17 protein-coding genes, 1 tRNA gene and 2 pseudogenes are annotated in these 13254 nt (G+C 36.7%); all 20 read right to left on the bottom strand.

What is annotated here, in order from left to right:
* Positions 1 to 92: 92 nt before the first annotated feature.
* The 20 genes and pseudogenes from upp to CCC31_RS07905 all read right to left on the bottom strand — a co-directional run bounded on the left by upp (position 93) and on the right by CCC31_RS07905 (position 12899).
* Complete coding sequence (gene upp / locus CCC31_RS07995; RefSeq protein ID WP_022089448.1) at positions 93 to 722, bottom strand: uracil phosphoribosyltransferase; 630 nt, start codon at positions 720 to 722, stop codon at positions 93 to 95.
* 20 nt (positions 723 to 742) lie between these two features.
* Positions 743 to 1198, bottom strand: coding sequence for a low molecular weight phosphotyrosine protein phosphatase (locus CCC31_RS07990; RefSeq protein ID WP_022089447.1), 456 nt, complete (start codon positions 1196 to 1198; stop codon positions 743 to 745).
* A gap of 16 nt (positions 1199 to 1214) precedes the next feature.
* A complete protein-coding gene (locus CCC31_RS07985; protein WP_022089446.1) occupies positions 1215 to 2282 on the bottom strand; it encodes an L-threonylcarbamoyladenylate synthase in 1068 nt (355 codons plus the stop codon).
* Positions 2283 to 2486: 204 nt separating this feature from the next.
* A tRNA-Pro gene (locus tag CCC31_RS07980) sits at positions 2487 to 2560 on the bottom strand.
* A gap of 33 nt (positions 2561 to 2593) precedes the next feature.
* Positions 2594 to 2755 (bottom strand): hypothetical protein, encoded by a 162-nt coding sequence (locus CCC31_RS07975; RefSeq protein ID WP_167553930.1) that lies wholly within the window; start codon positions 2753 to 2755, stop codon positions 2594 to 2596.
* Positions 2756 to 3028: 273 nt separating this feature from the next.
* Positions 3029 to 3349, bottom strand: coding sequence for a DUF2185 domain-containing protein (locus tag CCC31_RS07970; protein ID WP_118565972.1), 321 nt, complete (start codon positions 3347 to 3349; stop codon positions 3029 to 3031).
* A complete protein-coding gene (locus CCC31_RS07965) occupies positions 3342 to 3875 on the bottom strand; it encodes an ankyrin repeat domain-containing protein (protein WP_147365064.1) in 534 nt (177 codons plus the stop codon). The genes CCC31_RS07970 and CCC31_RS07965 overlap by 8 nt, the downstream gene beginning before the upstream one ends.
* A 10-nt stretch (positions 3876 to 3885) precedes the next feature.
* On the bottom strand, positions 3886 to 5121 hold the full coding sequence (locus CCC31_RS07960; protein WP_290850782.1) for a GH-E family nuclease: 1236 nt from the start codon (positions 5119 to 5121) through the stop codon (positions 3886 to 3888).
* A gap of 371 nt (positions 5122 to 5492) precedes the next feature.
* The gene (locus CCC31_RS07955; protein ID WP_290850780.1) at positions 5493 to 5840 is read right to left on the bottom strand and encodes a hypothetical protein; all 348 of its coding nucleotides are present in this window, start codon (positions 5838 to 5840) and stop codon (positions 5493 to 5495) included.
* Positions 5841 to 5860: 20 nt separating this feature from the next.
* Positions 5861 to 7690: an RHS repeat-associated core domain-containing protein gene (locus CCC31_RS07950; RefSeq protein ID WP_290850778.1), complete on the bottom strand. Its 1830-nt coding sequence runs from the start codon at positions 7688 to 7690 to the stop codon at positions 5861 to 5863.
* Positions 7691 to 7780: 90 nt separating this feature from the next.
* A pseudogene (locus tag CCC31_RS12705) lies at positions 7781 to 7879 on the bottom strand (hypothetical protein); the annotation flags it as partial.
* A gap of 359 nt (positions 7880 to 8238) precedes the next feature.
* Positions 8239 to 8364, bottom strand: a pseudogene (locus tag CCC31_RS12700) (IS200/IS605 family transposase); the annotation flags it as partial.
* A complete protein-coding gene (locus CCC31_RS07940; RefSeq protein WP_290850776.1) occupies positions 8346 to 8558 on the bottom strand; it encodes a hypothetical protein in 213 nt (70 codons plus the stop codon). The pseudogene CCC31_RS12700 and the gene CCC31_RS07940, both read right to left, overlap by 19 nt.
* Positions 8540 to 8773 (bottom strand): hypothetical protein, encoded by a 234-nt coding sequence (locus CCC31_RS07935; RefSeq protein WP_290850774.1) that lies wholly within the window; start codon positions 8771 to 8773, stop codon positions 8540 to 8542. Before CCC31_RS07935 ends, CCC31_RS07940 begins: the two co-directional genes overlap by 19 nt.
* A gap of 541 nt (positions 8774 to 9314) precedes the next feature.
* The gene (locus CCC31_RS07930; protein ID WP_290850772.1) at positions 9315 to 9572 is read right to left on the bottom strand and encodes a hypothetical protein; all 258 of its coding nucleotides are present in this window, start codon (positions 9570 to 9572) and stop codon (positions 9315 to 9317) included.
* Entirely contained in the window at positions 9563 to 9880 is a 318-nt protein-coding gene (locus CCC31_RS07925; protein WP_290850769.1) for a hypothetical protein, read from the bottom strand. Before CCC31_RS07925 ends, CCC31_RS07930 begins: the two co-directional genes overlap by 10 nt.
* A gap of 140 nt (positions 9881 to 10020) precedes the next feature.
* Positions 10021 to 10470 (bottom strand): hypothetical protein, encoded by a 450-nt coding sequence (locus CCC31_RS07920; protein WP_290850767.1) that lies wholly within the window; start codon positions 10468 to 10470, stop codon positions 10021 to 10023.
* A 12-nt stretch (positions 10471 to 10482) separates the two neighbouring features.
* Complete coding sequence (locus tag CCC31_RS07915; RefSeq protein ID WP_290850765.1) at positions 10483 to 11391, bottom strand: hypothetical protein; 909 nt, start codon at positions 11389 to 11391, stop codon at positions 10483 to 10485.
* Positions 11392 to 11535: 144 nt separating this feature from the next.
* Positions 11536 to 11757, bottom strand: coding sequence for a hypothetical protein (locus CCC31_RS07910; RefSeq protein WP_022089438.1), 222 nt, complete (start codon positions 11755 to 11757; stop codon positions 11536 to 11538).
* An 11-nt stretch (positions 11758 to 11768) separates the two neighbouring features.
* On the bottom strand, positions 11769 to 12899 hold the full coding sequence (locus tag CCC31_RS07905) for an RHS repeat-associated core domain-containing protein (RefSeq protein WP_290851725.1): 1131 nt from the start codon (positions 12897 to 12899) through the stop codon (positions 11769 to 11771).
* Positions 12900 to 13254: the final 355 nt, after the last annotated feature.

Raw genomic sequence — 13254 nt, 5'->3', positions numbered from 1 at the left:
GGTCGCGCGCATGCGCGCTATATCAATAAGCAAAAATACGTTTTCTTTTGTGCTAGCACAAGAAAACGTATTTTTACTTATTGATGCAGTGCTTATTTAGTTCCGAATATTCTGTCTCCAGCGTCTCCTAATCCTGGTACTATATAGCTGTGTTCATTTAATTTTTCGTCTAATGCTCCGATAAACATGTCAACATCAGGATGTGCTTCCTGCATTGCTTTTACTCCTTCAGGAGCTGCTATGATACACATAAATTTGATATTTTTTACACCTTTATCTTTTAACATCTGAATTGCTGCTACAGATGAACCACCTGTTGCTAACATTGGGTCTACTACAAATACATCTCTGTTTTCACAATCTTCAGGTAATTTACAGTAGTATTCAACAGGTTTTACTGTTACAGGGTCTCTATAAAGTCCGATATGCCCTACTTTTGCTGATGGAATCATTGCTAACATTCCGTCTACCATTCCTAAACCGGCTCTTAAGATAGGAACTATTGCTAACTTCTTTCCACCTAATTCTTTTACTGTTGTTTTGCAAATTGGTGTATCAATTTCAACATCTGTTAATTCTAATTCTCTTGTTGCTTCATATGTAATGAGCATTGCAATTTCACTGATTAACTGTCTGAAATCCTTTGTTCCTGTTTCCTTTCTTCTGATTATTCCAATTTTGTGCTGAATCAATGGATGATCCATTACCATTGTCTTTGCCATTTATTACTTCCTCCATCTTTTTAACTTAATTTTGGTACTCTTAATTTGTAAACCAATTTTCTCATTAATTCATTCAATGAGTCGTATAACTTACCATATTCCTGTAATTCTCCACCATAAGGGTCCGCAATATTTCCTGACTCATTTATAAATTCTTTGAATGTGTAAACATTCTGTGCCTCCGCATATTCCTCATATACAGTAGGCTTTAAACTTTCTTCAAATACTAAAACTAACACATCTTTTCCAAAGTCCGATTCACTTAATTGTTGTGATGCATATCCCTTTACGTCTAAATCTTTTGCCGCTGCTATCGCCTCAACTTTCTGATTTATCGGCTCCGGGAACAATACAATCAAGCCTCTGGATTCAATCTCAATTGGTTCTATTGGCATCTTCTGTCTTAAAATGGCCGCTGCCAACGGACCTCTTGATGTATCATCTTTCGTTACGAAGATAATCTTTGAATAATCCATTATGCCTCCAAATATACTATAAGTTTATTATATTATAACCTGCTGCCTTAGTAAGTCTGTTCATAATCGCATCACCTACATCTTTTCTGGAAAATGTTTCTCCAAAAATAAACTGAGCTTCCATCTTATCAAAATCTCTCAGTGCTTTAAACAAATGATTTGCAATTGTTTCAGGCTTGTCCAAATCCCCTAGTGACACTATAACTACTCCATCATTTACCTTTCCTTCATAAAAATGTTTATTCTGGTCTGATGTAAGTATTCCCGTAACGTATCCCTGTGAATCCTTTTCATTGGCAACTTTAATTATTTCATTCGCAACCTTTTCTTCTTCTCCATCGTACATTCTAAAATCAGCTTTAGGTGCGTAATGCCTATATTTCATACCTGGAGCCTTCGGTCTAAGTCCGTCCGTAGGCTTTGTAAGAATCGCCTTATCCGTTTCTACTTGGTCTATTACTTCTTTTAACATTTCTTTTGTAATAAATCCTGGGCGCAAAATCATAGGCGGCTCAACTGTTACGTCAATAATCGTTGACTCCAACCCCATTCCTACCATTCCACCGTCAATAATCATATCAATTCTGCCATCCATGTCATCAATAACATGTTCTCCTAATGTAGGACTTGGCTTTCCTGATAAATTTGCACTTGGTGCTGCTATGCTAACACCTGCTTCTTTTATAAGCGCCTGTGCAATCGGGTGATTTGGCATTCTTATAGCAACTGTATCCAATCCTCCCGTTGTGTCCTTTGGAACAATATCACTTTTATTAAAAATAAGTGTCATTGGACCCGGCCAAAAAGCATCCATAAGTTTCTTTGCCACTTCCGGAATCTCTTTTACCAACGGTTTAAGCATCTCTTCATTTGCTATATGTGCAATTAATGGATTGTCAGACGGTCTGCCCTTTGCCGCATAAATCTTCTTAGCTGCCTCTTTATTTAATGCATTGGCACCCAATCCGTATACAGTCTCTGTAGGGAATGCTACAAGTCCACCTTCTCTTATTATTTCTCCAGCTTTTTTTATTGATTCATTATCAATATTTTCTGAATTCATTTTTACAATTAAAGTATCCATTTTTTGCCTCTTTTACTGAATTTTTCTAAATTCTACGTAAGCCCATACTCATTTCTTATAATACCATATATGGCATCAAATTACAAATATTATGATGTATTGCAAATGTTTTGCAGGGCATTGTATTTAATGCAAAATTCGCTTTTTCATATAGACTACAGCTTTTATATCAATAATAAAATATTGTTTTTTTGCACTAAAAAATCGGTGCGACAGGATTCGAACCTGCGACCTCTGCGTCCCGAACGCAGCGCTCTACCAAACTGAGCCACGCACCGATTAAAAAATTTTTTTGATTCTTAGTGTATTTATTAAGAACTTTTATATTTTATCATATCTGTTAGTATTTTCAAGTTTTTTGTCACATCCGCATATGCTCTTTCCCTGTTTCCTGCATATGTATACCTTACAATTGTACCATCTGATTCCTTTTCTTCAAGCAGTACGGGATACTTTTCTGTGTAGTCCCACACATACTCTTTTTCTTACTGACTTCGGTGCCTGAAACCGATTTGTATTATGTTTTCGTTTCTTTATTTCACCCGTAGTTTTTATCCAGATAGGTATCTTTCGAAATATTCTATCTTGATTTTGCAATGTCCTTTCGTATACCCAACTCCGCAAAATTTCGCTAGTGTCTATTAATTAACATCATGGATTCTTAATTGCTTCGCAGCAGCCATGATGGTTAATTAATAGACGTGCAAGAGTTGTAGGTTATTGGAAGTCCAAAAGTATAACCCTAATTAAAATATAAGTTTCTCTCCGGTTTCAGAATTTACAAAATATTTTTGTGAGCCATCATACTCTAAGGTCAATTCTGTTCCAATTGGTAATTCAAAAATTGGAGCAATTGCAGGCTCTATTTCAAAAATTGTGCCCCAATCACAGATGACCATGTTTTTTGAATCTGCCAAAAATTCATCTGTATCTATTTCCGAAAGAAATCTCCACCCATTATCAATATTATTTACACTCTCTTCTCTAAAACACCATTTTACTCGTCCTCTTTTTTCTAATATATTCTTTGAAACAACAGAACCTCCTAAGTTCATTGTGCTATGCATATTTTTCCTCCAATCTTTTTTTTAGTTCATCGCTTCCCCTTTCCATAATCAGTTTGCGAATGCTAAATCCATTCTTGTTTTTCTCATCAACATCTGTTACTTGTTCAAAACATTCTTCAATAAAATTCATTGTACTCTCTGAACGTTCCTTAAAAGCTTCCATGCATAATGAGAAAAAGGCTGTATTACCATACTTTACATCTTTTTGCATTACCGAAGTACCTTTACTTAGCAATAATTTTCCGATTTCAACTGCTTCGATACAATTTATATTGGGAGCCAAAAAATGAAATTCATTATTCCCTTCTTTTGACACTATGTTTACTTTTGCATTGTTATCAAGTAAAAATTTTGATATTTCAAATTTTCTGGATACTAAGCTTCTTTCAAGAATACTCATTCCACTATCATCTACCCAATTAATGATATCAGATACATTATCGTCTTTTAACTTTATTTTTTCATATAAATCTTTTAATGTACCAAATTTAACAATTGTCCCATAATCTGCTTTCTCAATATTCATTTTTATTTCCTCACTCATATTTATGACTTCTATTTGTACTAGGTAATTCTGGTCTGTAATTTTTAGGATTACGATACCATTCTAAAAATTCATCTTTTGAAATCACATCATCCATATATAATTGATGCATTTCAGAGTATTTCTCACCAGGAATATGCCCCATATCCCATTGACCATTTCTCGGTTTAGTTTTATCCCATGTAATTTCAACGCCAGATGGGTCATAAACTTTTCCTGTAATAGGGTCTTTCGCATTCTCCCAAACTTCATTTACTTGATTTTTACCATAAGATGGGCGACTATTTGTATATGGTTTACTTCCACTACCACCCTCATACGACACGCTTCCTGCTTCATCTGCCATAAACCCTGCAAGTTTTCCACTCTTTGCTGCGTTTCGTATTCCGGCTACTCCTACTCCGGCTCCTCCAAACATGTAGCCGTTTACTGCTCCATTTATGACCGTGTCCTTTAATTCTGACCTGCTAAAACTTTCGTTTCTAAGTGATGCAACGGTGTAAAATGCTCCGTCTGTTACAGCCGATATTCCTGCTGACGCTATTACTGCTTCCGCTATTGCGGCTGCTCCTACTCCGCTTACTCCCGCTACAACTATTCCTGTTGTTCCAACGGCTGCCTTTGCCCATGTAGGCATGTTATCTATTTCGCAGCATACCCTTGTGTAAAATCCAAGTCCGCCTGCCACTCCGCTCTTTACAACGTTGAAGGCTGTTCTTCCTGCATTTCCAAGTGTGCTTATATATGAACATCCGTCAGGATCTATGTAATACAGCGGATTGTCTCCGCAATAAATGTAACCGTTCTGGGTTAGGGTTTCATATACATTTCCTGCTTTAGGGTCCTTCTGTATAAATTCCCTGTCTGTGGAATTGTACATTCTTGCTCCCGCATTCCAGTAGCCTGTTGTTTCATCATAAACATATCCGGTATAACTTTTTGAAATGTTTATTCCGTTAAGTTTACTGCTTACCGTTTCTGTTTCCGGCTTTCCCCATGCATCATACTCTGTTTTTGCTGCAACCTCTGCATTTTCATCCAGTGCCCATCTTGTGCTTCCGAGTCTGTCCGTATAGAGACTGTAAGCCTGTGCTTTCGCATTTTCACTGTTTTTTGTTACATCCGCATATGCTCTTTCCCTGTTTCCTGCATATGTATACCTTACAATTGTACCATCTGATTCCTTTTCTTCAAGCAGTACCGGATATTTTTCCGTGTAGTCCCACACATACTCTTTTTCTGCTTTCTTATTTCTGCTTTTAATTGTTTCTTTTATTCCTCCTTTACGGATGGAGCTTATTCCCTAGAAAACTTGCATCAGAATCAAGATTTATAATTCAATGATCTCTTGAACCATCTGAGCACTTTTTCCATGTGAGATGTCAAAAAGGCTCACTTTAGACACGATATTCAAAGAGAGTAGACACATATGAGCAATCCAGAAAAGAATTTGAAGATTTTCACTGGGTAATAAAAATCGCATTGTCTTCACAGCAACAAGTGACATGAAAACAATGCGTTCTAGATCTTTGAAAAAACAATATTCTATTTTAGTATTTATTAACCTTAAATGGAGACATAATTAAAACGATATTTCATTTAATATCTTTGCTCTGAAAATTTTTCAATCCAACCATCCGATGTGTACAATTCACCAGATAACCCATCACTTATATCCGCAATGTTCTCTCCGCCAACAATAATCTGAAATTCATCATGTTCTTCAAATAGGCATAACATATTATGAATACTCAAATCAACAATTTGAGGAATAATATCACTAATTAAAGACTTTTGCTCATCATTCAATTTAGTCACTCTCTCAAATAATAACTGAGACTCTTTGCTTTTCATCAAACCTTGCGTTTTTCTATCAAATATATCAATAGTTCTATCCCTCACTTCCTTAATAAAAATCTCACCAAATTCTTCTAAATAATTGTCCATTCTTACATTCCTCCTAATATTTATTTTGAATACCAAGGTATTCTTGTAGGTGCTGTTACACCTTGTTCACTCAAATTTTTTAATGATGCATTAATTAAATCATCTATCATAGCATCACTAGCTCCACCAGTTTTTAAGGCTTCTCTTGCAATTCGTGTATGTTCTTCTAAAGTATTTAATCTTCCACTCTCATATAACTCTTTAAATAGTTCTCTCTGTTTTGAAGTCATAATATTGTGGTCTAACCCATTTTCTTTCATAAAATCCTGACTTATTGAAAAACCTTTTTTAGGGTCATAATTTATATCACCTTTAAAACCAGCTTTAGCATGAACATGATGACCACCTACATCTCCATACTCTCCTGTACCTGAGTATTTACCACTTTTCTTCCAACTTCCGCCATCAAATTTAACCGAACCAGCTTCATCTGCCATAACCCCTGCAAGTTTTCCACTCTTTGCAGCATTTCGTATTCCTGCCACTCCAAGCCCTGCTCCTGCAAACATGTAGCCGTTTGCTGCTCCGTTTATGACCGTGTCCTTTAATTCTGATTTGCTGAAACTTCCGTTGTTTAATGCATATATGCTGTAAAATGCTCCGTCTGTTGCTGCGGATATTCCTGCTGACGCTATTACTGCTTCCGCTATTGCGGCTGCTCCCACTCCACTTGCTCCTGCAATTATTATTCCTGTTGTTCCAACCGCTGCCTTTGCCCATGTCGGCATGTTATCTATTTCACAACATATCCTTGCATATAATCCAAGTCCGCTTACGGCTCCGCTCTTTACAACATTGAAAGCTGTTCTTCCTGCATTTCCAAGTGTACTTATGTATGAACATCCGTCAGGATCTATGTAATACAGCGGATTGTCTCCACAATATGTGTAACCGTTCTGGGTTAGGGTTTCATATACATTTCCTGCTTTAGGGTCCTTCTGTATAAATTCCCTGTCTGCACAATTGTACATTCTTGCTCCGGCATTCCAGTAGCCGGTTGTTTCATCATAAACATATCCGGTATAACTTTTTGAAATGTTTATTCCGTTAAGTTTACTGCTTACCGTTTCTGTTTCCGGCTTTCCCCATGCATCATACTCTGTTTTCGCTGCAACCTCTGCATTTTCATCCAGTGCCCATCTTGTGCTTCCGAGTCTGTCCGTGTACAGACTGTAAATCTGTGTTTTGGCATTGTCGCCTTTTGCCGCTACATCTGCATGTATCCTCTCCCTGTTTCCTGCATATGTGTACCTTATAATTGTACCATCTGATTCCTTTTCTTCAAGCAGTACCGGATATTTTTCTGTGTAGTCCCACACATACTCTTTTTCCTTTTTCTTCTTTTTGATTAGTCCTGTTGTAATTGTTTCTCTTGTTCTGTTTCCAAGGCCGTCATATGTGTATGCCGTCTTTTCCGAAATTCCTTTTTTTATTTCACTTACGGTTCCATCCATAAGCGAACTAATCTCATAAGTTTTTATTTCTTTTTCAGGATTTACCGTTCTTTTCGCCGTTCCGTTTTCGCTGTATTTGTTTGAACGTTTTACGCTAAATACTGAGCTTCCCTTTTTTGTAATCTGCTGATTTAAATTATTGTAAGTGTATGTTGTGGACTTCTTTCCTATTGTCTCCTTTAGAAGATTCCCCACATCATCATATGTGTATGTAACTGTCTTGTCTCCTTTTTCCGACACAAGTCTGTTAAGGCTGTCATATTCATATGTTGTGGTCTTCTTTTTGCCGTTTATTATTCCACTTTCATAATGTTTTGTTACATTTCCGTTTAAGTCATATTCATATGATTCTATTAGCTTCGAAGTTTCGTTTTCTTTTCTGCTTACCGTAAGCACGTTACCGTATATGTCATATGTGCTTTCCTGTGTAACTTTTCCTTCTGTCTTTGTTATTCTGTTGTTGTCACTGTCATATGTATACTCCGTCTTTTTGTCACCATCTGTAACTTCCGTTACATTTTTATTTTCATCATATGCGTAGCTTACATTTTTGCCGTCAGTATACGTAATCCCTGTCTTGTTTCCGTCATTGTCATAACAAGTTCTACTTCTTCTTCAATCCTTAAAGTTGCCTTGCTTACTCAAATGCACTCCTCCTTTACGGATAGAGCATATCCCCCAGAAAACTTGCATCCGAATCAAGATTTCTAATTCAATGATTTCTTGAACCATCTGAGCACTTTTTCCATGTGAGATGTCAAAAATGCTCACTTTAGGCACGATATTCAAAGAGAGTAGACACATATGAGCAATCCAGAAAAGAATTTGAAGATTTTCACTGGGCAATCAAAATAAGGGTCTGTTACCGACACTAAGTCTAAAGACTCGTCTAAATGGTTCACCAGTCGCAACATCATTTTTCTAGAAAGCCCCTTGGGCTTTTCTTACTTCTTTTTCTTTACCGGCTCACCCGTGAACGGGTCAATGTACTCTTTCAGTGTCATTTAATCATATTCTAAATCTTCTCTTAACTGATTCTGAATATATTCCTCTATTTTCTTTGTATTCTTTTTGTATCAGTTCCCGCTCCATGCTCTCCAACACTTCCAGCATTTCCTCCATCCGCTCGTCTTGCTTTGAGCTTCTTAAATCGTTCATCTACATCCCTCGCTTTCTCTAGTCGGTTCTGCAGTTCAACAATTCCTCGTTCTGTCTCTGCAATAACCGATTTTCGTTGTTCAACTTCTACGCTAATTCTTTCCATTGCTGATTTTCGTCTTTCAGCATCTGCTTTTCCTCTTTCAATATCTGAATTTCTCCGTCCTTCTTCTCCAATAATTCCAATATTTCCTCTATACTTGGCAAGATGTGAAGCTGCTCTTGTAACTCGTTGTTTAATGCCTGCAATCTTTGATTCTGCTCCTGAAACAAATTGAGTTGTCCGTCCCTCTGCTCCATCTCCTGGTACATCTCTGCCATAAGTTCTGACTGATTATCAATATTAAATTTTTCTTTTAAAAGTCCTACTTCTCTTTCTTAAATCCTAAATGTTATCTGCTTCTGACTCAAACGAACTGCTCCTTATACGAATGGAGCGTCTTCAATAGAAAAACTCTATCAGCCTCAAGATTTCTAACTCGGCGTTTTCTTGAACCAACTGAGCACTTTTCCATATGAGATGACAAAAAGACAGACTTTAGGCACGATATTCGAAGAGAGTAGACACATATGAGCAATCTGGAAAATAATTTAAAATTTGTCATAGAAAAAAACGCATTATCTCCACAGCACCAGGTGCTATGAAAACAATGCGTTCTGCATCTTTAAAAACAATATTCAGTTTTGATTTCGGATGTTCTTAAATACATCCAAAGGGGAAATTTCACCATATAATGATTTCTGAATTAGTCTTCATGGAAAAATCTCCTTTGGCGAAAGCTATTTCGATTAATTTAAAGACCGTGGTTTATTTTTTTGGTAGTTAGTGTCCCTGCGTAGAGACATAAACAAGAAAATAAGATTATAATTTTTTATACAATTCTTCCAGTTCCAACAACTCCATACCTAACTGGTCTGAATAATCCCATGAATCCACTATAATCCGAGGATAACTTAAAATAACATTTTTTTGCATATTGCTCTTTTGAAGTTCTGTCAATATAGTTTGCAACTGAACCATATTTTTCTTACTTTGTCCCATTTTAACTTTTTCAATTTCCAACTTTATTTTTTGTTGCAATTCGCTATTTCTTTTATTAAAATTCTCTTCTATTGACATCTTATTAACTCCTCCAAATTACTAATATACCATTGATTAGCACCACCAATGTATTGACTGCCAAAATTCTTCTGAGCCGCAGCATTCCCTGTAATCATAATCGTTCCACTTTTAACTTGGAACTGTTGAATTCCCGTCATACTATTCCATTCATATGGCAAAGCCAAATTCTGTCGATTTGTTAAAGGTGAAAATGTCTCGAATAAATATCTTCCATCTGCATTTGCATTTCCACCATAAAATCTCAAACCATATGTACTATCTCCAGCAGTTTGAAGTTTTATTGTTTCTACATCAAAAGACTCCAATATCTGCTTTATATATGCTCTTGGAACTCCTTGACTCTGTAGCTATTCCGATGCTTGCTGTACTCCGTCGTAATAGTATGATGTTTTTCTACCACCCTCATACGACAAGCTTCCGGCTATATCCTTATATAGATGCATAATTAATCAAAATATTTCTCAAATGTTCCCTTTTCATCAGCAGTCAACTTTTCTTTTGCATAACGAGATGAACTTCGGTACTTCTCTAACCACTTTTTATCTCCTTCTAAAACATTCTCCCATTTACTAGCTAATCCTTTTGCTACTATCATCAGACAATTTTTGATATATATCTCTGCCCCTTCTCCACTCAATAAACCTTCTCTATCTTGACTATCATATGCTTGTGCAAAAAAACTTCCACAGGGATATTTCCCAATATCCGAATTCTTTTTATACAAATAATATATTTCTATATCAAATCTGTCTATTGCAATCATAATTGCAAATCCATCTCCAATCATAGCTGTTTTTAACGGAGATATTTTTACACACACTAAATTATATTCATTGCATATTTTGTTCATGTACATTGGTATATTATCATTAATATTCGTCCATAAATTATCCACGTTTTTTCCTCCCTACTTAACCATTGTTTTAGTAACAGTATCAAAATAATATCCACACTTCTTCAAATACGTATACTCTCTACCAAAACCAGTAAGCTCTGTTTTTCCTGTAAACATATTTACACGGGTCAAATTATCCCACGTAGGTTCTGTAGCTATTTTAAATATATCAGTTCTTGCAATCGCATTATCTAGCCATGGTTTATTATATTCATTCCAAAATTGACTAGGCGAAACATACAATTCATCTGGTGTATTTAACAGATTAAATCCACCATCTCGCGGTCCAAAGTTCAACGATTTGACATTCCCCAATTCATCAAGAATTGCACCTGTATCACTTTTATATGTTCCCAACACTGTAGTAGTCTTATTTGGCGTTGTTTCTAACACTAATCCATTTGAAGTAACATAATTTAATTTAGTCTTTCTACCACCCTCATACGACACGCTTCCGGCTTCATCTGCCATAAACCCTGCAAGTTTTCCACTCTTTGCTGCGTTTCGTATTCCTGCCACTCCAAGCCCTGCTCCTGCAAACATGTAGCCGTTTGCTGCTCCGTTTATGACCGTGTCCTTTAATTCTGATTTGCTGAAACTTCCGTTGTTTAATGCATATATGCTGTAAAATGCTCCGTCTGTTGCCGCTGATATTCCTGCTGACGCTATTACTGCTTCCGCTATTGCGGCTGCTCCCACTCCACTTGCTCCTGCAATTATTATTCCTGTTGTTCCAACCGCTGCCTTTGCCCATGTCGGCATGTTATCTATTTCGCAGCATATTCTTGTGTAAAGTCCAAGTCCGCCTGCCACTCCGCTCTTTACAACATTGAAAGCTGTTCTTCCTGCATTTCCAAGTGTGCTTATGTATGAACATCCGTCTGGGTCTATGTAATAAAGTGGATTGTTTTGTTTAAACAATTCATAATATTCAGTTTTTGCTTCAAACTTCTTTTAGTGAATACACAATAACTGATTTTTACATTAACACATCAGTGTTAAGATGCTCCAAGTCGGCAAGAATGCCCCTTGCCGACTTGCTCTTCACTTCATTTTCTAATGCTATCACTCAAGAAATTTTTTATAAAACTCTTCTTCCACATATGTTTCTGCAAAGCATTGAACTACATCATACGAATAGTTTCCTCCTTTTGCATATGTAATATTCATAACATCTTCTGTAATCTTATCAAGGACATCATCGCTAACGCAAATATTTCTTTGTGATAACTCTTTTCTTACGATTTCTGTGCACATTTTATAATCATTAGCATTTGAAAAAAGCATAGTAACCTCCTTTATCGTGACAAGTCCTTAAGACTATTAAGCTTTATTTTTTGATATGTGAGTGCCTGTGTTGCACCTCCATGACCATACTTAGGAAAATCCTTAGTAATTGGTTCTAACCAACTTGCTTGTCCCCACTTTCCATTTGGCACTCTAATATCATCAATAATTTGCAATGTATCAAACGAACCACGAATAGATGCATTGTGTGGCACTTGAAGTCTGCCTGGAGTAGGTACATCAAATTTATCAAAAGTGATATATGTTCCACTAGGGTTGGCTGGTATTTCCATTGTATTTTTTAGCGAATCCATGTAACTTGCCTCCGCTGGCATATATCTATATCCAGTAGCAGGTACAATCTCTCCGTTAGGTTTAACATAAAAATCAGTCTTGACAGATGTTTTACCACCCTCATACGACACGCTTCCTGCTTCATCTGCCATAAACCCTGCAAGTTTTCCACTCTTTGCAGCATTTTGTATTCCTGCCACTCCAAGCCCTGCTCCTGCAAACATGTAGCCGTTTGTTGCTCCATTTATGACCATGTCCTTTAATTCTGACCTACTAAAACTTCCGTTTCTAAGTGATGCAACGGTGTAAAATGCTCCGTCTGTTGCCGCTGATATTCCTGCTGATGCAATTACTGTCTCTGCTATCGCGGCTGCTCCCACTCCACTTGCTCCTGCAATTATTATTCCTGTTGTTCCAATGGCTGCCTTTGCCCATGTAGGCATGTTATCTATTTCGCAGCATACCCTTGTGTAAAATCCAAGTCCACCTGCCACTCCGCTCTTTACAACATTGAAAGCTGTTCTTCCTGCATTTCCAAGTGTGCTTATGTATGAACATCCGTCAGGATCTATGTAATACAGTGGATTGTCCCCACAATAAATGTAACCGTTCTGGGTTAGGGTTTCATATACATTTCCTGCTTTAGGGTCCTTCTGTATAAATTCCCTGTCTGTGGAATTGTACATTCTTGCTCCCGCATTCCAGTAGCCTGTTGTTTCATCATAAACATATCCGGTATAACTTTTTGAAATGTTTATTCCGTTAAGTTTACTGCTTACCGTTTCTGTTTCCGGCTTTCCCCATGTATCATACTCTGTTTTCGCTGCAACCTCTGCATTTTCATCCAGTGCCCATCTTGTGCTTCCGAGTCTGTCCGTGTACAGGCTGTAAACTAAACAACTGAATGTTTACCAGAAGTTTTCAATTTTACTTTAGTTAAATCATATAGTTTATCATCAACTTAGTTCACTTTTCGTATACGCATAAAGCGCACCTCTTTAGCAACAAAAATTTATTTTAAAAGAAGTGCGTTAATGTCAGAATTTTGGAACTAAATATTCAGTTTTAAATTTAGATGTCCTCATATGCATCCTGATATCAAATTTTGCCCTAAAGACTAAAAAATAATCTGCATAGATTACATCACATCCCAAAAGAGCCATTCAGATTAATTTAAATGCCAGATATTTTGGTGATATACGT

Source organism: Eubacterium sp. LMAG:50 (assembly GCF_008680265.1).
Taxonomy (GTDB): Bacteria; Bacillota; Clostridia; order Lachnospirales; family Lachnospiraceae; genus Eubacterium_U; species Eubacterium_U album.
The sequence above is the reverse complement of the archived record's forward strand: the minus strand, read 5'-3'. Positions and strand labels throughout refer to the sequence as shown.

Coding starts and splice junctions, on each gene's coding strand:
- upp (WP_022089448.1), bottom strand. CDS start 722: ATGGCAAAGACAATGGTAATGGATCATCCATTGATTCAGCACAAAATT.
- CCC31_RS07990 (WP_022089447.1), bottom strand. CDS start 1,198: ATGGATTATTCAAAGATTATCTTCGTAACGAAAGATGATACATCAAGA.
- CCC31_RS07985 (WP_022089446.1), bottom strand. CDS start 2,282: ATGGATACTTTAATTGTAAAAATGAATTCAGAAAATATTGATAATGAA.
- CCC31_RS07970 (WP_118565972.1), bottom strand. CDS start 3,349: ATGCATAGCACAATGAACTTAGGAGGTTCTGTTGTTTCAAAGAATATA.
- CCC31_RS07965 (WP_147365064.1), bottom strand. CDS start 3,875: ATGAATATTGAGAAAGCAGATTATGGGACAATTGTTAAATTTGGTACA.
- CCC31_RS07955 (WP_290850780.1), bottom strand. CDS start 5,840: ATGGACAATTATTTAGAAGAATTTGGTGAGATTTTTATTAAGGAAGTG.
- CCC31_RS07940 (WP_290850776.1), bottom strand. CDS start 8,558: ATGGAAAGAATTAGCGTAGAAGTTGAACAACGAAAATCGGTTATTGCA.
- CCC31_RS07935 (WP_290850774.1), bottom strand. CDS start 8,773: ATGGCAGAGATGTACCAGGAGATGGAGCAGAGGGACGGACAACTCAAT.
- CCC31_RS07930 (WP_290850772.1), bottom strand. CDS start 9,572: ATGTCAATAGAAGAGAATTTTAATAAAAGAAATAGCGAATTGCAACAA.
- CCC31_RS07910 (WP_022089438.1), bottom strand. CDS start 11,757: ATGCTTTTTTCAAATGCTAATGATTATAAAATGTGCACAGAAATCGTA.